The 22931-nt window shown below is 52.0% G+C and carries 19 protein-coding genes; 10 read left to right on the top strand and 9 right to left on the bottom strand.

All coding sequences use genetic code 11. The features are described 5' to 3' along the window. Positions 1–275 precede the first annotated feature (275 nt). Positions 276–2990 (bottom strand): cation-transporting P-type ATPase, encoded by a 2715-nt coding sequence (locus EC840_RS08240; protein WP_129637898.1) that lies wholly within the window; start codon positions 2988–2990, stop codon positions 276–278. Between the two features lie 293 nt (positions 2991–3283). Here EC840_RS08240 and EC840_RS08235 point away from each other — a divergent pair, with 293 nt between their 5' ends. The 3 genes from EC840_RS08235 to EC840_RS08225 are packed head-to-tail and all read left to right on the top strand — an operon-like array spanning position 3284 to position 8399. Then, on the top strand, positions 3284–4369 hold the full coding sequence (locus EC840_RS08235) for an efflux RND transporter periplasmic adaptor subunit (RefSeq protein WP_112287798.1): 1086 nt from the start codon (positions 3284–3286) through the stop codon (positions 4367–4369). Next, the gene (locus tag EC840_RS08230) at positions 4369–7437 is read left to right on the top strand and encodes an efflux RND transporter permease subunit (protein ID WP_132964917.1); all 3069 of its coding nucleotides are present in this window, start codon (positions 4369–4371) and stop codon (positions 7435–7437) included. Before EC840_RS08235 ends, EC840_RS08230 begins: the two co-directional genes overlap by 1 nt. Further along, positions 7434–8399: an acyltransferase family protein gene (locus EC840_RS08225; RefSeq protein WP_112287796.1), complete on the top strand. Its 966-nt coding sequence runs from the start codon at positions 7434–7436 to the stop codon at positions 8397–8399. Before EC840_RS08230 ends, EC840_RS08225 begins: the two co-directional genes overlap by 4 nt. A gap of 308 nt (positions 8400–8707) precedes the next feature. Here EC840_RS08225 and EC840_RS25270 read toward each other — a convergent pair whose 3' ends face one another. Then, entirely contained in the window at positions 8708–8845 is a 138-nt protein-coding gene (locus EC840_RS25270) for a hypothetical protein (protein ID WP_165353114.1), read from the bottom strand. A 130-nt stretch (positions 8846–8975) separates the two neighbouring features. Then, positions 8976–9524: an XRE family transcriptional regulator gene (locus tag EC840_RS08215; RefSeq protein ID WP_113878142.1), complete on the bottom strand. Its 549-nt coding sequence runs from the start codon at positions 9522–9524 to the stop codon at positions 8976–8978. Between the two features lie 97 nt (positions 9525–9621). Here EC840_RS08215 and EC840_RS08210 point away from each other — a divergent pair, with 97 nt between their 5' ends. Continuing rightward, positions 9622–10290 carry an AzlC family ABC transporter permease gene (locus EC840_RS08210; protein ID WP_112287793.1) on the top strand — a complete coding sequence of 223 codons (669 nt, stop codon included), beginning with the start codon at positions 9622–9624 and terminating at the stop codon, positions 10288–10290. Continuing rightward, the gene (locus tag EC840_RS08205; protein ID WP_132964913.1) at positions 10287–10610 is read left to right on the top strand and encodes an AzlD domain-containing protein; all 324 of its coding nucleotides are present in this window, start codon (positions 10287–10289) and stop codon (positions 10608–10610) included. The genes EC840_RS08210 and EC840_RS08205 overlap by 4 nt, the downstream gene beginning before the upstream one ends. A gap of 51 nt (positions 10611–10661) precedes the next feature. Here EC840_RS08205 and EC840_RS08200 read toward each other — a convergent pair whose 3' ends face one another. Next, positions 10662–12023, bottom strand: coding sequence for an APC family permease (locus tag EC840_RS08200; protein WP_112287800.1), 1362 nt, complete (start codon positions 12021–12023; stop codon positions 10662–10664). 704 nt (positions 12024–12727) lie between these two features. On the opposite strand from EC840_RS08200, the gene EC840_RS08195 reads away from it, so the two are divergent. Further along, positions 12728–13543, top strand: coding sequence for an AraC family transcriptional regulator (locus EC840_RS08195; RefSeq protein ID WP_112287792.1), 816 nt, complete (start codon positions 12728–12730; stop codon positions 13541–13543). Here EC840_RS08195 and EC840_RS08190 read toward each other — a convergent pair. Continuing rightward, positions 13533–14168, bottom strand: coding sequence for a LysE family transporter (locus EC840_RS08190; RefSeq protein WP_112287791.1), 636 nt, complete (start codon positions 14166–14168; stop codon positions 13533–13535). The genes EC840_RS08195 and EC840_RS08190 overlap by 11 nt on opposite strands. Next, positions 14165–15457: a hypothetical protein gene (locus tag EC840_RS08185; RefSeq protein WP_112287790.1), complete on the bottom strand. Its 1293-nt coding sequence runs from the start codon at positions 15455–15457 to the stop codon at positions 14165–14167. The genes EC840_RS08190 and EC840_RS08185 overlap by 4 nt, the downstream gene beginning before the upstream one ends. Before the next feature lie 153 nt (positions 15458–15610). On the opposite strand from EC840_RS08185, the gene EC840_RS08180 reads away from it, so the two are divergent. The 4 genes from EC840_RS08180 (at position 15611) to EC840_RS08165 (ending at position 19241) form a co-directional block, all read left to right on the top strand. Next, positions 15611–16270 carry a DUF1345 domain-containing protein gene (locus tag EC840_RS08180; protein WP_129637891.1) on the top strand — a complete coding sequence of 220 codons (660 nt, stop codon included), beginning with the start codon at positions 15611–15613 and terminating at the stop codon, positions 16268–16270. A 162-nt stretch (positions 16271–16432) separates the two neighbouring features. Next, the gene (locus EC840_RS08175) at positions 16433–17251 is read left to right on the top strand and encodes a transporter substrate-binding domain-containing protein (protein WP_129637890.1); all 819 of its coding nucleotides are present in this window, start codon (positions 16433–16435) and stop codon (positions 17249–17251) included. Next, on the top strand, positions 17251–18075 hold the full coding sequence (locus tag EC840_RS08170) for an amino acid ABC transporter permease (protein WP_129637889.1): 825 nt from the start codon (positions 17251–17253) through the stop codon (positions 18073–18075). The genes EC840_RS08175 and EC840_RS08170 overlap by 1 nt, the downstream gene beginning before the upstream one ends. 29 nt (positions 18076–18104) lie before the next feature. After that, on the top strand, positions 18105–19241 hold the full coding sequence (locus EC840_RS08165) for a pyridoxal phosphate-dependent aminotransferase (protein ID WP_132964911.1): 1137 nt from the start codon (positions 18105–18107) through the stop codon (positions 19239–19241). A gap of 96 nt (positions 19242–19337) precedes the next feature. Here the strand turns inward: EC840_RS08165 and EC840_RS08160 are convergent, their stop codons facing one another. The 3 genes from EC840_RS08160 to EC840_RS08150 form a co-directional block, all read right to left on the bottom strand. Next, a complete protein-coding gene (locus EC840_RS08160) occupies positions 19338–21122 on the bottom strand; it encodes a chitinase (protein WP_129637887.1) in 1785 nt (594 codons plus the stop codon). A gap of 287 nt (positions 21123–21409) precedes the next feature. Continuing rightward, positions 21410–21742: a phage holin family protein gene (locus tag EC840_RS08155; protein ID WP_112287784.1), complete on the bottom strand. Its 333-nt coding sequence runs from the start codon at positions 21740–21742 to the stop codon at positions 21410–21412. A 197-nt stretch (positions 21743–21939) separates the two neighbouring features. Next, positions 21940–22881, bottom strand: coding sequence for a LysR family transcriptional regulator (locus EC840_RS08150; RefSeq protein ID WP_112287783.1), 942 nt, complete (start codon positions 22879–22881; stop codon positions 21940–21942). Positions 22882–22931 lie beyond the last annotated feature (50 nt).

Genomic DNA, 22931 nt, shown 5'->3' with positions numbered 1-22931 from the left:
ATTTGAAACAATCATCACCCCTGATTTGTTTTTTATCCAATAATGTGACCAAGAGTATTCTTATTTTAACTCCCGCTTTTCGTAACATTTACGTATCAAAAGAGAGAGATTTCCCTTTACGCTATTCATCTGCCAGACAGGGTGCAGGAATATGTAAAATTTTTTTTCCAAAAGGATATCCATTGGGAAAATAAATGCCTTAATCCGGGCAAAAAAAACCAGCCTTTCGGCTGGTTTCAGGTTTAGCAGCGGATATCTGATGACCATGCGGTTTGTTAACTCACTTTCCGCCAGCTGCGGGTCAGTACTTTTTCTATCTCGACAATCACGAAGAGCGCGATACCGATCAGCAGACCAATGATCCAGTAGAAGAACGGCAGCGGTCGCGTGCCGAACAGCGTGTTCATCAGCGGAACGTAGATAATGATCGCCTGCAGCGCGAACAGCACCACGGTGACAATCCAGATCCCTTTGTTTTGCAGCAAACCGCGGTTGAGTGAGAAGTTATCCGAATCGCGGCAGTTAATCATGTACACCCACTGCGCGGTCACCAGCGTCTGCAACAGCACCGTACGGATGAATTCAGGTTCATAACCGCGCGGTTGCAACCAGGCTTCCAGCATGAAGGCGCTGATTGAAATCAGCAGCCCGACAAAGGCCACACGCCAGATGGCGTATTTATCCATGACGTGTGCGCTGACATTACGCGGCGGACGGCGCATCACACGGCTTTCAGCCTTCTCGAATGCCAGGCCGAAGGAGAGCGTGGCGGACGTTGCCATGTTCATCCACAAAATTTGCACCGGCGTTAACGGCAGCAGATTCCCCATCAGAATGGCGATGATAATCAGCAACCCCTGCGCCAGGTTGGTCGGCATAATAAACAGAATAGTTTTCTTCAGGTTATCGTAAACCCGCCGCCCTTCCCTGACCGCGTTAGCGATAGTGGCAAAGTTGTCATCCACCAGGATCATATCAGCGGATTCTTTGGTCACCTCGGTGCCTTTAATGCCCATGGCAATCCCGACGTTGGCCTGTTTCAACGCAGGCGCGTCGTTCACGCCGTCGCCGGTCATCCCGACAATTTCACCGGTCTCCTGCAACGCTTTTACCAGACGCAGTTTATGCTCCGGGCTGGTACGGGCAAAAATGTCGAACTGAACGGCCGCCGTTCTCAGCTGCGCGTCATCCATATGTTCCAGCTCATAACCGGTGATGGAATTTTCGCTGTTACCGATCCCGAGCATTTTACCGATCGCCATCGCCGTTTCCTGATGGTCACCGGTGATCATCTTGACGCGTATCCCCGCCTGCTGACATTCGCCAATCGCCACAATCGCCTCCGGACGCGGCGGATCCATCATGCCCGCAATGCCGATCAGTACCATACCGTGACTGAGTTCAGGATGATCGAGTGCTGCTACCGGCTGATCGACAGGCTTCCAGGCCGCGGCCACCATGCGCAGCCCTTCGCTGGCATATTGCGTGATCGCCGACTCCCAGTACGCATGATCCAGCGGCACCGCACCTTGCGGCGTCTGCTGAAACTGACAGAGTTTGAGCAACACATCCGGCGCACCGGTCAGCATGATCTGCGACTCACCGTTTTTCTCGCCCGCCACCGCCATATATTTGTAGAGCGAATCAAACGGAATTTTACTGCTGAGATTAAACGCCAGCTCCGGCAAATGCGCTTTGGCCGCCAGCACTTTCAGTGCTCCTTCGGTCGGGCCACCGGTAATCCCCCAGTGACCCTGAGCATCCTGTTTGAGCGTACTGTCGTTACAGATATCGACGGTACGCAGGAACTGAGTCAGCAAAGGCGAAGAATCCGCAGGCAGCGGCGACGCCGAACCGGCAATCGTGAAGCTGCCCATAGGTTCGTAACTGTTGCCTTCCACCGTCCAGATGTTATCCGCCAGGATCACGGCTTTGACGGTCATTTCGTTCATGGTCAGCGTGCCGGTTTTATCCGAACAAATCACCGACATCGCGCCCAGCGTTTCCACGGTGGGTAGCTTGCGGATAATGGCTTTGGAGCGCGCCATCGCCTGCACGCCGAGCGAAAGAATGATCGAGATGATCGCCGGTAAGCCTTCAGGTACCGCCGCGACTGCCAGGCTTATCACCGACAGCAGCAGTTCACCGAACGGGATATCGCGCAGCAGATAACCGAAAATCAGCAGCGCCACCATCATGAACACAATGATGACGAAAATGGATTTACCCAGTTTGTCTATCTGCACCAGCAGCGGCGTTTTATTGTCTTCAATGGAGGACAACATTTCATTGATATGGCCAAGCTCGGTCTGGCCGCCGGTGGCAAATACCACGCCGCTGGCGGTACCGGAACTGACCGTAGTGCCTGAAAATGCAAGGTTTTTGCGGTCGCCAATCGACTTCTCACCTTCCAGCGAATCGGTTTTTTTCGATACCACCGTGGATTCGCCGGTCAGAATGGCTTCCTCAACCCGCAGGTTATGCACATCTATCAGACGTAAATCGGCAGGAATTTTGTCACCGGGACGCAGCAGTACAATGTCGCCCGGCACAATTTCATCGGTTGCTACGGTGACCTGCTGTCCGCCGCGTAATACCAGCGCCTCACTGGAAAGCATATTCTGAATACTTTTCAATGATTTCTCGGCATTATTTTCCTGAATAAAACCAATTAAGGCGTTGATCACCGCCACGCCTAATATCACCAGTGTGTCGACCCAATGTCCCATTATTGCGGTGACAACGGCAGCGGCGAGTAAAATATAAATCAGGATGTCTTTAAAGTGAGAGATAAACTTAATAAATAAAGACTTACCTTCTTTCTGCGGAAGAACATTCGGTCCGTAATGTTTTAGTTTATTTTGTGCGTCTTCGGGGGAAAGCCCGGCTGGCCCTGACTGCAACCCCGCCAGACTTTCTTCTACAGTTTGCTGATACCACAGTTTTTCTGTGGTCGTTTTATTCACAGCAAGTGGCGCTGGATTATTCATAATGCCTGACTCCTTGACCCCTGAAATGGTTCATGAATGAAGCGGGTAATGAATGAATTGTCGTGATGTTTTCTGGCAAGATGCGTAAAGCTGTATAAACTATAATATACCGACTTAAATAGTGTTAATTCCTTGCTTTAAAAAAACAATTAAATAAACAAAAACAATAAGTAGCTTAATAGTCTTACTAAAAATACGTCATAGCAGAAAATAGCGGAGCCTGTGTATCAAAGGCCTGCACTATTCTGCCGGGAATAAATTTTTCGCATGTGGTTTGCATGAGGGGAAGTATTTTGAATATCCGCTTTTCTCCCGCTCTGATCCTCCTTTTACTTTTAAGCGCCTGCGATCAGAAAACCGCAGACGCCCCCGTTCCGCCACGTCAGGTTAAAATCGCTACCGCTGAAGCGGCCAGTCCGCTGAGTACCCGCGTTTTTCCGGCACGCATTCTGGCTGGCGATAATACTGATATCGCATTTAAGCGCGCAGGCCAGTTGCAGACGCTGGAAGTGCGGGAAGGCGAAGCAGTGAAACAGGGGCAAATCCTCGCCCGGCTGACTAACAACGATGCCCGTCAGCGTCTCAACGATCGCCAGAGCGCCGCCACGCTGGCACAGCGTCAGTTCGAACGATATCAGACGCTGGCACGGCGCAACGTGGTGTCGCAGGCGGAACTCGAAGTGCATAAAGCCAGCCGGGATTCGGCCAGAGCTGCGCTGAAAATCGCACAGGAAGAACTGAATGATTTGAACCTGACCGCACCGTTCAGCGGGGTGATCGCCCGGCTTTCTGTACGCAATCATCAGGTCGTCGCCGCCGGTCAGCCGGTCGCGACGATCAGCCGCTCCGATCTGTTAGATGTGATTTTCAGCGTACCGGAAAACCTGTTTACCAGCCTCGATATGCGTAATGCCAGTTACCAGCCACGGGTACGCATTAACAACCTTCCTGACCGCGAATTCACCGCCACTTATAAAGAACACACCGCCAGCAGCGAAGCCAATTCGCTCACCTGGCAGGTGACGCTGATCATGCCACGCCCGGAAAACTTCCCGGCCGTCGCCGGTTTAAGCGGCACGGTGACCATCAATCCGGCCAATCTCGCGACGGCAACCCCCGTGGATACGCTGGTGGTGCCGGTCGAAGCGGTATTTAACCCGGACAGCAGCCAGCGCAATGAGGCACACGTCTGGGTCATTGCCGGTGAAGGCGACACATTACATGTCGAAGACCGCAAAGTGACCGTCGGCGAACTGACCTCTCAGGGCATCGAAATTAAATCCGGCCTGCAAAAAGGAGACAGAGTGGTCGCGGCGGGCGTGAGCGAATTACACGCCCAGCAACCGGTTCGCATCTGGGTCAGGGAACGGGGTCTGTGATGAGCATTAACGACAGCTTTATTAATAATCCCACGCGCGTCTGGCTGGTGATCCTGCTGCTCGGCGTGGGCGGACTGATTGCGTTGTTCAATATCGGGCGGCTGGAAGATCCGGCGTTCACCATCAAAACTGCCGTGGTTTCCGTACAGTATCCCGGCGCATCTTCCCAGCAGGTTGAGGAAGAAGTCACGCTGCCGCTGGAAAACGCCCTGCAACGCCTGCCTTATGTCGATAACATTTCCTCGATTTCCGCCGTCGGCTTATCGCAAATCACCGTCAATATCGACTCCCGCTATCACTCCTCCGAACTGCCGCAAATCTGGGATGAACTGCGCCGACGCGTCAATGACGCCACGCTGCAATTTCCGCCTGGTGTCAGCCCGCCGTTCGTGAACGATGATTTCGGCGATGTGTACGGCTATTTTTTCTCGATTTATGGCGACAACTTTACCAATCCCGAACTGCGTAAATATGCAGAACAATTGCGCAGGGAACTGGTGCTGGTGCCCGGCGTCGGTAAGGTCGCCATCGGCGGTGTCCTGCCTGAACAGGTCTATATCGAGATTTCCCGCGCCAAAATGGCAGCATACGGCGTGACCTTGCCGCGTCTGGCCGATGTGCTGAACCGGCAGAATCTGGTATCCGACGCGGGCAGCATGACCGTCGGCAGCGAGTCGATCCGACTGCATCCGACCGGTGGTTTTCAGAATATTGATGAACTGAATAATGTGCTGATCAGCCCCGCCGGAACCACGCACAGCATTTACCTGCGTGATATCGCCACGGTGTCGCAGGGCGTAAGCGATCATCCGGGCAATATTTACCACGCGAATGGCCGCGATGCGCTGACCATCGGTGTCTCGTATATTCCCGGCGTGAATGTCATGAATATTGGCCATGCGATTGAAGCCCGCATGCAGCAGTTGTCCGCCGATAAACCGGCCGGGATCCAGCTGAAAGTATTTTATGATCAGGCCTCTGAAGTGAAGAAATCCGTCGACGGATTCATCATTAACTTCCTGATGGCGCTGGCGATTGTGGTCGGCGTACTGCTGATTTTTATGGGGCTGCGCAGCGGGATCATCATTGCCGTGTCGCTGGCGCTGAACGTGCTCGGTACGCTGCTTATCATGTATTTGTTCGGCATCGAGCTGCAGCGTATTTCGCTCGGTGCGCTGATTATCGCGCTCAGTATGCTGGTGGATAATGCGATTGTGGTGGTGGAAGGCGTGCTCATTTCCCGTCAGCAGGGTAATCCGCTGATGAATGCCATTTCGCACATCATTAAACGTTCTGCCCTGCCTTTACTGGGCGCCACCGTGATTGCCATTCTGGCGTTTGCACCCATCGGCCTCTCGCAGGATTCGACCGGGGAATACTGTAAATCGCTGTTCCAGGTATTACTGATATCGCTGATGCTCAGTTGGGTGACTGCTCTCACGCTGACGCCGGTGCTGGTGAAATGGGCATTCGCCAACATGAAAGTGGCAGAGAAAAAAACGGATGAGCAGGCCGATGATCCCTACGGCGGCTGGATATTTCGTGTTTACCGGCGCGTGCTGTCGGCGCTGCTGGTACGCCAGACTCTCACGCTGGTTGTTCTCGCCGCGCTGCTGGCGGCATCAGTCTGGGGATTCGGCTTTGTGCGCCAGAACTTTTTCCCGTCGTCTAATACGCCAATTTTCTTCGTCGATTTGTGGATGCCTTATGGCACCGATATCAATCACACCGCGCGTATTGCGGGAGAAATCGAAAAAGAGATCAATCATCAGGAAGGCGTGGAAAACACCGTGACCACCGTCGGTCAGGGCGGGATGCGCTTTATTCTCACCTACAACGGCGAACGCCAGTATTCCAACTATGCGCAGATTATGGTGCGTATGGACGATCAGCGGAAAATCGCCGCACTGACCCGCCGCACCGAAAAGAACATTCGTGACCATTATCCCGAGGTCAATGCCAGCCTGAAACGCATCATGTTTGGCCCGTCCGGCGGCAGCGCGATTGAAGTGCGCATCAAAGGATCCGATCCCGATACGCTTCGCCAGATCGCCAGTCAGGTCGATAAAATTATTCTCGAGGACGGCGCAGCCGACGGCGTGCGCAACGACTGGCAGGATCGCAGCAAAATGGTGCGCCCGGTGTTCTCGCCTTATCTTGGACGCGAACTGGGCGTTGACCGGGGTGACGTCGACAGCGCATTACAGATGAATTTCAGCGGCAGCACCGTCGGCATATTCCGTGACGGTTCGACGTTGATGCCGGTTGTATTGCGTCCCCCGTCAGCGGAACGGCTGGATGTCGATCACATGGCCAATATCATGGTCTGGAGCCAGACGCGCCAGCAGTTTATTCCGCTAAGTAACGTGGTCAGTGATTTCAGGGTCGAATGGGAAGACCCGCTGATCATGCGGCGCGACCGCTCTCGGGTGCTGACCGTGCTGACCGATCCGGATCCGGCCAGTGGCGAGACTTCCGGCGATATGCTGGCGCGTATCCGGCCGCAGGTTGAGGCGCTGACCTTGCCGCACGGCTACAGCATAGAATGGGGCGGCGACGCGGAAAACTCCGCTGAAGCGCAGCAGGGATTATTCACCACGCTGCCGATTGGTTTCCTGATGATGTTTATCATCACCGTACTGATGTTCAGTTCGGTGAAAAACGCCATCGCCATCTGGCTGACCGTGCCACTGGCGCTGATCGGCGTGACATTTGGCTTCCTGCTGACCGGCATTCCGTTTGGATTTATGGCGCTGATCGGCCTGCTCAGCCTGAGCGGCATGCTGATCCGCAACGGCATCGTTTTGGTCGAGGAAATCGGCCAGCAGAAAAAAGAGAAGAGTCAGACCGAAGCGATTATCTACGCCGCCACGTCGCGTCTGCGCCCTATCCTGCTGACCGCTTTCACCACGGTGCTCGGCCTCGCGCCGTTATTGCTTGATGTCTTTTTCCAGAGCATGGCGGTTGTTATCATGTTCGGGCTGGGATTCGCCACCGTGTTGACGCTGCTCGCGCTGCCGGTGATTTACAACTGTTTCCATCGTGAAGGACAACGACGTACACAATGAACACCACGGGACTGAATATTATTAAAACGCTCGGCTGCCTGACCGCCGTGACTTTTTTTACCGTTTATAACACTTACGACAATTACAATTATAACTACGACAGCATTCTGGCTTTTCTGACCTTTATTTCGACCATCGCCACGCCGCTGTTTTTTGTGGTTACCGGTTATATGGATGCCGGTTCGCAGCACACAACAGAATGGCAGATGAAGAAAATTCGCAGCATATTAACCCTCTTCATCTTCTGGTTTTCGATTTATTATTTATGGGGGCCTTACCAGAAAGGCTATCTTATCCAGCCGTGGTTCATCTTTTCGCTGGTCATTATTTACACCTTCCACCCGCTGGTGGAATGGCTGGCTAAAAGACGCGTCATTCTCGCCTCGCTGATTGCCGGTCTGCTGATTTTTTCGTTTGCGTATGATCTGCTGGCCATCTATTACACGGAACACAAAGCCTTTTCGACGCCCGCACAGTTCCGCATCTGGACCTGGGTGCTTTATTATCTGACCGGGCAGTTGTTGTATGATCCGGTGATTTCCGCGATGTATGGCCGCCCGCGGGTGGCAAAAATTGCTGCCATCGCCATTCCGTTTGTGTATATTTTCACCTGGTTTTATGAAAAGCATTTCTTCTTTTCACTCTTCAATATGGAGCGCAACAGCTTTATTCTGACCGGATCGCAGGTCTATATTCTGGTGGTATTGATTATTATCGCGGCCAATGGCGTCAAACAGGACGCCACGCGGTTGCCGGTCAGTCAAATGGTCAGTTCGCTGGGGAAAACCATGACCGGCGTTTATATTCTCCACTACACCTTTTTCAATTTATTAATCCAGTGGATCCCGATCAATTCCCTGACCGCAAAACTGTTCGTCATCCTGCTGACGTTCCTGCTTTCAGTGCTGTCTTCAATGTTGCTGCTAAAGAACAGTGTGACGAAGAAACTGATTACGTTTTAAGAGGGCGGTCTGAGGCAGGGATCAAATATGATCCCTGCAAATGGGGGGAACCTTATTAAGGAAATTAATTATCCCGTTTTTATCTGCCAGTGATTTTATCAGTCACCTTATACAGAAAGTATAGTAATACGAGCCACACTCCGATGCTGAAATATTTCATCAGCCAGGTTTCGACAATTATAATGCAAATTAGCGGGCCAATAACGATCAGCGGGCCAACAAGCCCTTCAAAAGCATGATGAATAGTGAAGGTAAAGATTTTAGAGAAAATACGGAGTAAGGAGCGGATATAGCCTATAAAAAAATTATTATGCAGCATTACGTTTTTCCCCCGCCTGACCCATAATTTTTATGAATATGAACTCACCGTTTATAAGGCCATATACAGAATCAGGGGACAGAATAATCCCGGCAATCCGCGTGGCGATATCTTCAATGTCAGCCATGTCATCCCTTAGCTATTAATAATTCCCGCGCAAATTGTAGGTCATTAATAACTCAGCAGCCAGACTCTTTATTGTATATACCTGCCGCGCAGTACCTCCGGGATCACAGATTGATCATTAACACAAAACCTCAACTCTGCTCCGACACCAGCACCGCCATGGTGTCTGGTTCCAGTGCGCGGAAGATGTGTTCCACGTCGGCAGGATAGGAAATGTAATCACCGGCATTCAGCTCCACCGGCGAATCCACCAGCCCGACGAGGGCACGCCCTTGCGTGATAATGATGTGTTCGACCGATCCCTGCGGATGCGGGCTGGAAACGCGATCCGCGCCCGGCTGGGTGGTCAGCAGATAAATATCCCGGCGCGAACCCGGCGGACACGTCGCCAGCAAAACGGCTTTATAATCCGCCAGTTCAGCAACCACTGTCGGGCCTTCGCCACGGCGGATCACCTGCATCTTGTTGATTTCCGGTTCCATCAGGCGCGCGAAAGGAATATTGAGGGCCACGCACAGCGCCCACAGGGTTTCCAGACTCGGATTACCGTTGCCCGCTTCCAGCTGCGACAGCGTTGATTTGGCGATGCCAGCACGACGCGCGACTTCTGCCAGTGATATACCCGCCCGCTGACGTTCACGAACCAGACCTTTAGAGATAACGCTGATAGGTTGCGACATGATCCTGCCTGTTTTATATAACGAACGATCGTTCGACTTGAAGAACGATTCAGATGCGTTCATTATAATGGGAAATCGTTCGTTATGGGATTGAATTATGTCTGCGCGTTTCTTTTCACCGCTGGGAAGTGATGTGGTGAAAGCCATCTTCCTGGTCTGCCTGGCCGATGGTCTGGTGGGGATTTCGTATGGTTCGCTGGCCGTCGCGGGCGGCTTTCCGCTGTGGGTGCCGCTGATGCTCTCACTGCTGGTACTGGCCGGTGCGTCTGAGTTTTTATTTATCGCCATCGTCGGCGGCGGGGGCAGTCCGTTCGCCGCGGCCGCAGCCGGATTACTGGTCAATGCGCGCCATTTACCGTTCGGGATTGCGGTAAAGGATCTGGTCGGCAGCAAGGGCATGAGCTGGCTCGGTTGCCACATCATGAATGATGAAAGCGTGGTGTTTGGCATCTCCCAGCCTACTCATGAAAAACGCAAAAAAGCCTACTGGTTATGCGGTGCGGGTATTGCGCTGTTCTGGCCGGTCAGCGTGATTGCCGGTGCGTACATCGGCCAGTTCATTCCCGATATCAAAGCCATTGGCCTCGACGCAGTATTCCCGGCCATTTTGCTGGCACTGATTTTCCCGGCATTGCGCAGCCGCCGGACGCGCATTCCCGCTTCCTGTGGTGCGCTGATTTCCGTCGCCGCCGTGCCGTTTGTGCCTGCCGGTATGCCGGTGCTGTTTTCCCTGCTCGGATTACTAACGTGGAGGAACCGGAAATGATCTCTCACAGCCTGATGATTGCCGGTATTGCGGTGCTGGCCGCCGGAACGTTCCTGATGCGTGTGGCCGGTTACCGTCTCGGTTCGCGTCTTAATTTCTCACCGGCGACGCAGACGATGCTTTCCGATTCTGCGACCACCTTATTGCTCGCCGTTGCGGCGACATCGGCGCTGTTTGAAGGCCAGCATTTTGCCGGATACGCACGGATTATTGGCGTCGGCGTTGCGCTGTTTTTAGCGTGGCGAAAAGCGCCGCTGATTGTGATTATTATCGCGGCCGCCGCCGTTACGGCGCTGATGCGCTGGCTGGGTGTTCACTAGCAGAAACAAAAATGGCTCCTGCGAAGGAGCCATTTTCATATCAGTCAGGCGTTACGCCACGTCTTCGTATTGCGGTACCGGATTGCGGAAACTTTTGGTCATGCAGGCCAGATAAATGAAGCCGATTGCGCCCCAGATCAGCCCCAGCACCATCGACCCTTCTTCCAGATTCACCCACAACGCGCCCACCGTCAGCGCACCGCACAATGGCAAGAGCAGATACTGGATGTGGTCCATCACGGTTTTATTGCGCTTCTCACGGATCCAGAATTGCGAAATCACCGACAGGTTCACGAAGGTAAACGCCACCAGCGCACCAAAGTTAATCAGCGCGGTTGCCGTCACCAGGTCAAAGTTAATCGCCATCAGGGCAATTGCGCCCACCAGCAGCACGTTAAAAGACGGCGTGCGCCATTTCGGATGGATATAACCGAAGAAACGTTTCGGGAACACGCCGTCGCGCCCCATCACATACATCAGACGGGAAACGCCCGCGTGCGCCGCCATACCAGAAGCCAGCACGGTGATACTGGAGAAAATCAGTGCGCCAAACTGGAACGCCCTGCCCGCCACCTGCAACATAATTTCAGGTTGTGACGCGTCCGGGTCTTTAAAGCTGGAGATGTCCGGGAAATAGAGTTGCAGGAAATACGTCGCCGCAATAAAGATCACGCCGCCGATTAATGCCGTCAGGAATATTGCCCGTGGGATAACCCGTTCTGCGTCTTTGGTTTCTTCCGACAAATTACTGATGCCGTCAAAGCCGGTAAAGGAGAAACACAGAATGGTCGCGCCGGTAATCATCGGCACGGTATGCGCGTTTTCACCCCAGAAAGGCTTAGTGCTGGCGAGCGTGCCGTAGCCGGTGCCGTGATCAACGCCATAAATCACCATACCGGTGATCACCGTAATCAGCACAATCTGCAAGACCACTACCAGCGTATTAATGTTGGCGACGGTTTTAATACTGCGCAAATTCGACAGCGTCATAAATCCGACCAGCACCACCACAAATATCCACGACGGCACCGAAGGCACCAGCGCTTCAAAATAGATTTTGGCCAGCAGGATATTAATCATTGGCGCGAATAAGTAATCGAGCAGCGACGACCATCCGACCATAAAGCCGACCACCGGATGAATCGCTTTTTGCGCGTAAGTATACGCCGAGCCCGCAGAAGGATAGCGGCGCACCAGCTTGCCGTAGCTCAGCGCGGTAAACAGGACGGCGATCAGCGCAAACGCATACGCCGTTGGCACATGGCCGTCAGTCAGGCCGGAGACAATACCGAACGTATCGAACAGTGTCATGGGTTGCATATAGGCCAGGCCTATCATGACAACCGGAATCAGCGTAAGACTTTTACGCAATTCCACGCGGGAGGCGGTACCCGTAACGACGTTATCCGACATGATGTGTAATTCCCATGATGGAAAACGCGGCATAGTGAGAGTGCTGCACCATTAATGTTTCCTTGCGACATGACTGTCGGTATCTGAAAGTAAATATCTATCCGGTACTAAGCCCGGCCTCTGTTTTGAAAGTTTTCTTGTGCGAAGAGTCCTTCGCCAATGAAGAAATAACGGTTAATCCCCGATTTGCGGGGCGCATATTTTGCCCTATTACGTAATGAAATGACAAGGCGGGGAGGAATAAAGACAGGCATTAAATAAAATAAGCAGTAAAAACTGGCACGTATTGTCAAAGCGGGTTTCAGCGAGTTTTAGAAATTGTTCTCATCATGTGAAACAAAGATAAAATGCGGTTATTAATAATCGAATTCTGGCGCTTAAATATAACCTTCAGGCCTGTTATTTAACATTCAGACGGTTACCGTCCGATCCTCGTGTATGCATCTGTACAGGACAACTCGTACTTATGGGCAAAATCTGAAAAATTCGTCCACGGAAGCCTTTTTAGATCAAACTGTTTGTAAACACCGGAGGGGTAGTGCTTCACAGGCAGCCGGTCGTGAGGTCCGCTGGCATGGCATACAGGGAGCGGTGCCGTGATGAAAGTCATTCACTTTTGTTGTTAACAGTTTGTGCTATAAATTCTGCATAAGAAAAACAAAACGTGTCAATTTTTCGCACAGCAATGATCTACGGGGTGGAATGTGTCTCTTTCTATTTCTGAATGGACGATGGCTAACGACATTGAGTGCTCGCATCTGACCGCGAGTAATTCCTCATTTCCGCGTCATACTCACGATGAATACGTCATCAGTGCCAATCTGACCGGCACGGAAGAAATCTGGCTGCACGGCAAAACCGGGCTGGTGCGCGGCGGCGACATCACGATTTATAATCCGGCTACCATTCAGTCTTCCCGGTTTGGCGATGACAAAGTCGAATTCCTCAGCGTGCATATTCCACAGTCATTACTGCGTCAGGTTTCGGTTGATCAGAATCTGCGTTCAGACCACTGCGCGCCGGTGCTCAAAGAAGGCGTACTGAATAATCCAGAGCTGTTTTCCGCGCTGTGCCATTACAAACGCACACTCAATGATGACGATCAGGAACAAAATTTACTGTGGTTGCTCGGCGCGTTGCTGGAAGAACCAGCCAGAGAACAGGAACAATCCCTGCGCCCTGTACAGCTCGCTCTGGATTTTATGCGCGACCATCTGACGCGAAAAATTCATCTTGATACGCTGGCTCAGGTCAGCGGGCTGAGTAAGTTCCATTTTGTGCGGCTGTTCCGCCAGCACATCGGCATGCCGCCGCTGCAATACCATATGCAGTTACGTTTACTGGAAGCCCGCAATCAGTTGCGTAAAAACGACAATGCGCTGGATGTGGCGATCCGCCTGGGCTTTTACGATCAAAGCCATTTCATTAATACTTTCCGTAAAATGATGGGGATCACTCCCCATCTTTATTCGCTGTCCCTCAACGCTTCGCAGCAGATGAATCCGTCGCTTACACGATAAATTCACGATAGCCGGTGATCACTACATACAGCGCGAAGTACGAGAAAATCACCGCAGAGGCCATGTAAGAATACCGCAGCATTTTGGTGCCGAGCATTTTCCCGCCCAGACTGCCGACCGAGCAAATTACGACCGTCCAGAATACGCCGGCAATGAAAAAGCCACTCAGAAACCATGAAGCATCTGCCGTCCCGCCTTGTCCCATCCGCGAAATCAGCGCCCCGCCGACGGCGGCAAACCACAAAATTGCCGTCGGTGAGGACATCGCCAGAACAATGCCGCGTCCGAAATTTCGCAATACCGATCGCTGCGGAACGTTATCCCCGGCATTCAGATTTTCCGCGGGAGCCAGTGCGGCGCGGATCATTTTGTAGGTAAACCACATCAGCATCAGCGAGCCGCCGACCCACAATACCCAGCGCACGCTCTGGTATTGCAGCAAAATCGTCATGCCTGCCAGCGCCAGCACGGCGTAAATCAAATCACCGATACAGGTGCCGATACCCAGCCAGAAGCCGTGAAAATAGCCGCGTTGCATCGCCAGCGTCATCATGGCGATATTGGCAATCCCGATGTCCAGACACAGCGACAGGCTGAGCAAAAATCCATTTGAAAACGGCATCATAACGGGACTCTCTTGATTAACTGGTTGTATTCGATCATGTCATTGGTCGTGCCCAGCCGCGCCATCAGGATCTCAACATCTTCAGGGTTGGTATGCGGACAATGTTGCAGCATGAAGGCCTGCGCGCGCTCTGTATCGCCACCCAGCAGTTCTTCGCTCATCAGACGGGTGAGATTTGCCATCTGGGTAAAGAACAGCTCCGGATGGAAATCAATCGAGTCGGCTTTCAGCTCAACACAACCGTGCTCACGCAGATAATTGAACTGGATCCACGCTGCACCGGCATCGGGATAACTTGAGGGGCCGCGGCGCAGATAGCGCAGCATTTCGAGGAAATAAATGCGCGCCAGCACCGTGCGGTCGAGCTGCAATCCGTCAGTGACCTGCGGCGTCAGACACATCAGCAGACCGAACTGATCCGCCAGCGCTTCCTGCACCATCATTGATCCCCAGCGATCAATTTTGCTGAGTTTCGGGAAGACGTTTTCATTACGCACCAGCGAATGCCCCAGGTCATGCCCGCGGAACCAGGCAATCAGATAGCGCTGGCACACCTGGCTTTCCGGCAACGCGTCTTCCGCCCAGCCCATTTTCACCGCTTCGGTCCGCGAAAACAGTTCGAACAGTTGCAGGTAAGTATTGGCAAAGACCACCGTGCGCTTCACCGGCGAATACTTCAGTCCTTCGTCCTCCGGGAAGAAATACGCAAAGTGTTTCGGATACGTGTTGGCCTCACCCGCGATGCCAAACAGATTGATAATTTTGTAGGCACAGCCCGGCATCGCGAGTAAATCCGCGGCGATTTCCTTTTGCAGATACAGCAGGCTTTCCGGGAACAGGTTGTCCATCACGTCGGAAATTTCCTGTAAAACCGGCGCGGGCTCGCCAAACCATGAGGAATAAAAACTTTGTCTGGATTTACCGACCCACGTCGAGGTGTTGCCAATGCCCAGCACCAGTTGCTGTTCATTCAGACCGGCAATTTGCGGCAAAACTGTTTTTCCGCAACTGTCATCCGCCAGAATTTCCGCCCGTAAAAACAGTCCACGCCGGGTATCAGGATCGTCAAACATCGGTGCCAGACGGAAACACTGAATCGACATCTCTTCCCGCAGCGCGTCCAGCAAACGGCTTTCACAGGCTGCTTCCAGCTGATTAATGGCTTCCGTCAGGCGCAGGCAATAGTGAATAGTTTGCAGAGCTTTGGGATGTAAATTTTCCGGAGCATCCAGATCCATCATTGAAACCTGATATGCCGCAGCAGCTGGCCAAAATGACGTAGTAAACATAGTTTCAGACCCTTGAGCGCAATAGAGTAAACCTACTACATCATTCCGCTGTAATCGGGTATTGGAAGAAATTGCGCATAAGTCAGAACGTGTGAGTTTGCCCCCGGCGACTACAGTTAAGGTATCCGTGTTTTTTGCCAGGTGCCTGACATCATGAGTTTATCTTTGCGCCATTATCTGCGCGTGCGTGGCCGTTTACTGATCTCGATAATTGCCGGTGTGGTGTGCTTTTTTTCTCTTCCGTCGCATCTGGGGATTTTACAGCGGCTGATGACCGGCTGGAACGTGCTGGCGTGGCTGTACCTGTTTTTCCTGTGGTTTCGTATGTTGCGCACCGAAGCAAAAGATATTCCGCATATCGCCAAAACCCAGGATGAAAGCGCGACGCTGGTGCTGACGCTGGTCACGCTGACCTGTCTTGTCAGTATTCTGGCGATCCTGATGGAGCTCGGTTCGCTCAAAGAGCTTACGGGAACCGCAAAAACGCTGCATATTCTGCTGACCGCGACCACGCTGATTGCCTCGTGGGCCCTTCTGCCGACGTCGTTCGCCATGCATTACGCTCATCACCATTATCTGCGACGGACAAAAGACGTGACGCCGATGATTTTCCCGGAAAAACCTGCCGAACCCGGTTACTGGGATTTCCTCTATTTCTCTTTCACCATCGCCGTCGCCTCACAAACCGCTGACGTTGCCACCGGCACCACCGACATGCGCCAGATTGCCCTGCTGCAGTCCGTCATTTCCTTTGTCTTTAATCTGGCGATTTTAGGTTTTTCAATTAACGTCGGGGCGGGCTTGCTGAGCTAGAGAGTGAAGTAATGCGCTGCTATTCATAGGATTTTCCGCAGAGTTGACTATAAGTGGAGAATAAGTGAAAAAACGCTGAATTTAGACTTCTATACGTCTAAAACTTAGTGTAGGTTTTTACAATATTTTCCCAATCTGGTTACGTTTAAGGAAACTCCATTTATGCGCACTTCGTTTGTTGCTGTGACACTCCTTGCTGCCACACTGTTTTCTGCTGCCTCGTTTGCCGGTGCAACGCTTGATCGCGTGACGAAAACGGGCGTACTGCGCAATGCCATCGTCAACGACTATCCGCCTTTCGGTTTTATTGATGACAATAATCAGCTGGCCGGTTTTGACGTGGATGTGGCGAAAGCCGTGGCGCAGCGCATGGGCGTAAAACTTGAAATCATCGCGCCGGGCTGGGAAACCATTGTCGGCGGTAAATGGCAGGGGCGCTGGGATACCTGTATCTGCTCGATGACGCCAAACACTGAGCGCGCCAAAGTGCTGGATTTCCCGACGCCGTACTACAATTCGCCAGCAGTTCTGGTGGTGAATAAGAAAGATGACCGCTTTAAATCAGCCGCCGATCTGAGCAATAAAAAGATTGGCGTCGGCATCGGTTCTTCCTACGAAACTTACCTGCAAAAAACCCTGGTGATCCCGGGCAGCAAGCCGATCGCTTTCCCGTTCGATAACGTCCAGGTCATTCCAAGCGATGAAGAAGTGGCGTTCCAGAACCTGGCACTCGGGCCGGGCGTTCGCCTCGACGGCGTGGTTTCAGATCTGGCCACCGCTAACGCCCGCATCAAGCGGGCGCCGGTGTTTAAAATTGTCACCGAACTGTACGCAGAACCTAACTGGGTCGCGACCGATAAAGGCGACGCAGAGTGGGATAAGAAAGTGGCGGACACCATTAAATCGCTGCGTGACGACGGCACGCTGGCGAAAATCTCTCAGCACTGGCTGGGTGAAGATATTACGCACGAGGTACCGTGATGCCGCAAATCCCGGACAGCCAGCCAAAGGTGGAAACGCCGGAGCGCTGGCACCATGCACACGCGTTTACTTTTAAAACCGGGCTGACCTGGCTGATTTTGCTCAGCCTGCTGCTCGGCGCGTTCAGCAAAATGGGGCTCGACTGGAGCCTGATCGGCCAGAAACTGCCCTTCCTGCTGGGTCTGCGTCTTTCGCCGGACGGCTTTATTCAGGGCGCGGCGCTGACCATTATGATCACCGCCTGTTCGATGTTTTTCTGTCTGCTGATAGGACTTATCACCGCGCTCGGGCGGATGTCGGACAATGCGCTGGCCTTTGGTTGTGCGACGTTTTATGCCTCGTTGTTTCGCGGTACGCCGCTGCTGGTGCAGGTACTGATTATCTATCTGGCATTGCCGCAGGTCGGGATTGTGCTCGGCGCGCTCAGTTCCGGCATTATTGCGTTGTCGATGAACTACGGCGCGTATCTGGCGGAAACTATCCGCAGCGGCGTGCTCTCGGTACCACGCGGCCAGCAGGAAGCCGCGCTGGCGCTCGGCGTGTCGCGCTGGACGGTGGCGGTTCATGTGACGGCACCGCAGGCGCTGCGCATTATTATTCCGCCCGCCGGTTCGATGTTTATTTCGATGCTGAAAGATTCCTCATTAGTCTCGCTGATGGGACTGTGGGAACTGAACTTTCTGGCGCAATCCTACGGGCGCAGCACGTACCGTTATATGGAAATGCTGGCGACGGCGGCGGCGATATACTGGATTATGTCGATTGTGCTGGAACTGCTGCAAAGCCGCCTTGAGCGCCGTTTTGCACAAGGTCAGCGTCGCTGATGTTTTAAATTCTTATCAACGGATACGCTATGTCTTTTCCTGAAGATTTTCGTTTAATCAGCTATCTCTCGCGTCTCGAACACGCCGTGCGTTTTCCGCTGTCATCGTCTTATCCGGAATCGATGAGCATCGATACGTTATTTGAACTGGCCGGAAAACAATATCGCGCGCCGTTCATGCAAACCGTGCTGGATTACCCGCCACTGCGCGGAACACCCGAACTGCTCGACGCCATCGCCTCGACCTATAAAAATGTCACCGCGCAGGACGTCATCAGTTTTGCCGGTGCCGACGAAGCGATTTATGCCAGCTTTCAGATGCTGCTCAAGTCCGGCGATCACGCGGTAGTGATCACCCCGAATTATCAGTCGCTGGAAAGCGTGCCGTTATCGCTGTGCGACGTCACCGGCGTGGCGCTCGATGCGGATAACAACTGGGCGCTGGATACCGGTAAAGTCCGCGACGCACTGCGCCCCAATACCAAAGTGCTGGTGATTAACTTCCCGCATAATCCGACCGGTGCGCTTATCAGCCGTCAGCAACTTAATGAGCTGATCGACCTGTGCCGTGAGCGCGGGATCTGGATCTTCTCAGACGAAGTGTACCGGCTGACCGAGTTCGATCCGGCCGATCGTCTGCCGCAACTGGCCGATGTCTACGAGCGCGGGATCTCCCTGAATGTAACGTCAAAGGCTTACGGATTGCCGGGCCTGCGCATCGGCTGGGTGGCGTGTCAGGATAAATCGTGGATGCTGGAACTGGAGCGCATGAAACAGTACCTGTCTATCTGCAACTCAATGCCCGGAGAGTTTCTCACTACCGTGGCACTCAATGCCCGTGCGCCCATACTAGAACGGGTGATGGAGCGCTCGCGCCGTCAGCTCGCGTCGCTTACTGCATTTCTGGCGAAATACCCGCATCTGTTCCGGCTCAGCGTGCCGAAGGCCGGTGTGCTGGCGTTTCCACGTTATACCGGTGCAGAGGGCGCTGAAGCTTTCGCCACGCAGCTGGTTGAAGAAGCCGGTGTGATGGTGATCCCTTCTGTCGCCTACGCGTCAGAACTGAATACCGTGCCGGAAGATTTCCTGCGTATCGGTTTTGGTCGAGAAAATCTTGATGAAGCGCTGGCCGAAATGGGCAGATGGCTGGACAAAAGCGGCCGGTGAAGGGATGAAAAAAATGGGCGCGGAAATCGCACCCATTTTAGTTTTCCCCGGTGAACGGAAACCGGACTTACTGTAGATTTGCCAATGAATTACACGTTACTTACAGGCTTTGATCTCTTTCCACTGTGACCATTCGCCGGTGAATGACGGGTTACCTGGCTCATTGTCCTGAGTCCAGTAATTCGCGAGATACTCCTTACCTTTCCAGTTAACACTTTCTCCGCCGTTATACACTTTACCGGCATCCCAGTTATCAGCGCAGCCGGTGCTGGTGCCTGCATCAGGGAGCGGCAATACTTTCGGTGTGACTGTCAGAACATACGTCGCCACACTGCTTTTCTTACTGTCGGAGACGGTCAGGGTGAAGTTGAAGCTTTGTTTGCTGGTCACCACCGGTGCAACAAAACTCAGCGACTTACGATCGTTACCGGCAAGCGTAGTGCCGTTCGGCAGCAGCCAGCTGTAAGTCAGTTTATCGCCGTCAGCATCGGTGGATTCAGCCGCATTAAGCGTTACATTCGCCTGGCTTTCCACATCACCAATCGGGCCGGAGAGTTTTGCCACAGGCGCTGAATTGCCGTCAGCCGGGGCTGGCGTCGGTTCAGGTGTTGGTGCAGGCGTCGGTTCAGGAGCAGGCGTCACCGCTTCCTCTTTACCGGCATCATCTACCACTTTCACGTTAAAGTAGTGTTGCACGCAGCGTTTGTAATCACCCTCTTTAAACGCGGAGAACGGTGTCTGATAACCGACCAGCTGACAGGAATACGTCAGACCGGTTGGCGTTTCTGCTGACCATCCCCAGTCTTGTTCCCAGTATTGCGGCAATGCGCCTGCGCCACCTTCATCGAACTGTTTCATGTTTTTACAGCCCAGCACTTCGTTTGCCGGAACCGGGACTTTCAGGTATTCCGCTTCGCTTTTGTAATATGAAATACGGTTCAGACCCTGGGCGATTTCCTGTGCGCCACCGCACTCAACACCGCCGTTGATGATCTGAATAGTTACGCCGAATCCCGGCACCAGACCGTTGGCTTTATCACGATCGTTTGGCTGCCAGGTACCGTCGATCACGTGCAGCATGCTTGGCTTCGGTGCCTGCGGCGTGACGTAGAAGAACACCGCACTGGCAAGGTTCAGCCAGGTATCAGCCACCAGCTCCGGTTTATCGAGCAGGGTTCTGACCGTGCCGAACATCGCATCAGAGAACGGCCCGTAGTTGTAGTTGTAAGAAAGCTGTTTGGCCCCGCGACCGAAGTAACTGACAAAATCGCCATCGGCATCTTTACCGCAAGGCCAGGTTTGTCCCTGCCAGACGTTTGGATTACATTCGCCGTTATAGCCGCCTTTTTGCCCTTCTTTCCAGCCCATTTCACGCAGATAAACCAACCCCTGACGCCACTCGGCTTCCGGACGCCAGTTTTCGTGCCCGCCCGTTTCCTGTGCAAAGTGTGCAAACATGGTGGCAAGACCTTTGCGGCAAATGGCATCAGAATCACGACCATCGGTATACGTACCGCACACCGCCGGGAACTTACCGATGGCTTGCAGGAATTTGGTGTAGGTATAGCTCGGGTCACGCAGCGGGAAGATATAGTCCCACTTATCGCTGCCCAGAATGCTTTCCACCCGCTTGACGTTAGCCGGGTTATCGCTGCGGCCTGGGGCGATTTTATCAACAGAATCGTTGTCCAGCGTACGGATCGACGCTTTCACTTCCTGCATCAGCGGATTTTGAGTCAGGCTGTTCTCTTTTTTGATCAGGTCACTTTCTTTGATGACATAGGGCTCTGACGTATCGGCTGCCAGCGCCGGTGCCATGCCGGACATCAGACAGGAAAGGGTTATAAGCTGTAAAAGGGCTTTATCTTTGGTTCTGCGCATAAGGATAACCTTATATATTGAGTCGAAGTTAAATGCTGAAAAATAATTTCCGCATGATATTAACTGGCCAGAGTCTCTGTAATACCTCCCTGCCCTGTTACTCAAAAGGTTATTCTCCCAATCACATTTCTGCTAATAAAAACAAAGTCATAAACATCATAAAAACAGGATGATATTTATTAAATTACGGCTTACAAACTTACGTCAAAAATAAAAATGCGGACCGACTCACTGGAATCGATCCGCATATTTGTCACTCAATGTGAAATTTCATTGATTCCCTTCGTTTACCGCTGAGCAAACGTAAATTTTTCCGCCAACCTCTTCACCCGGTCACCCGCTATCATTAATAACGGTCCACCGAGCACGCCTCCCATCCCGGAGGTCAGCAAAATCATATTAAAACCCATATCCCTTTCAATAAAAACAATGCTTAACAGAAAACCGGTGAAACACGACACGACAATTTGCGCAAAGCACTTATAAATATCCTCAACAGTAGGTTTAGTTTTGCAGCACATAATAAAACGCACCAACCCACCCCATGACGACATCACTAATATGGACACTAATAATTCAAATTCGATAAATACTACTTCTTTAGCATGAAAACTGATCATGATGAAAACCTCATAGATTAATTAAGTACAATTAGATAACTGCGACAATCATAATCCGGTTCGCATCAAGGCGATAATCACTTAACGTCAATAATTAATTTTAATCATCTTGTGCAGTATATTTATTAAAAAGCACTCATTAAAAAATAAAAATATCTCATCGTAAAACTCTTTAACCGCATTTATTGCCACATCTTTCAAACAGGCTCAACGGCTTTCAACTGAGAAAGTACCATATGTACATAACGTCTTTTGCTGCTGTTGGACAAGTAATGCATGTAAACAGGCGACTGTTTGATAGAAATTTCTTTCGGTAAATCAAAGTACTTTAGCTTACAGTTTCGCTCCCTGATAAAATAGTCTGCCAGCATACGAGGCAGGACCGTCAGCATATCACTGCGTTCCAGTGCGCTGATGATACCGTTGATAGAAGAAGAGCGGTAAATGACCTTGACCAGGCCCGCATAAGGCGCATCAATGGTCAGAGAGGTGCCAAGAAGGTTGGTGAAATCAGTATAAACACCGTCATTATAAACGGCGTGAGGTAATGCATAGTAGTGCAACAACGCCAGTTCTTTTTGATTGGATAATAAACTGTTGGCACCGCACAAGATAACGAAGTTATCCATGGCATCCATCTTTACCGACGTGATTTTTTCATGTTGCAGGACATGATGCGAAATCACCACATCAATATTGGCATGCAACAAACTCTTTACCATTTCATCACTCTTAATATTATTCGTACTGGAAAACTCAACTTTCACTGCTTTGCCGGAGTCGTTCTTATACATCCTGTTAAAATAATAATCCTCAAGTACATCAGGACACATCACGCGCAATATTGGACAGGATGGCCCCTCCGTTTTTGTCGACTGGAGGACATCTTCAATAATTGTAATCGCATTAACAAAGGAATCATGAATATCCAGCGCGGTGGCGGTGGGTTTCAGACCAGTAGCCGTACGGTAGAACAAATCCTCCCCAAGATGCCGCCTGAGTTTGTTTATCGACAAACTTATTGCTGAGGGTGTAAGGCTCAGATTTTCTGCCGCTTTTGAGATATTCCCTGAAACAATGACTTCGTTCATTATCTTAATTAGGTTGTAATCGAAATTAATCGCACTTGGCTCATTCATTATTGACTCTCCAGATAATGGGATAGTTTTCTGCAAAATAAATAATACAA

Source organism: Rahnella sp. JUb53, from assembly GCF_004346065.1.
In the GTDB taxonomy this organism is placed as follows: domain Bacteria; phylum Pseudomonadota; class Gammaproteobacteria; order Enterobacterales; family Enterobacteriaceae; genus Rahnella; species Rahnella variigena.
The sequence above is the reverse complement of the archived record's forward strand: the minus strand, read 5'-3'. Positions and strand labels throughout refer to the sequence as shown.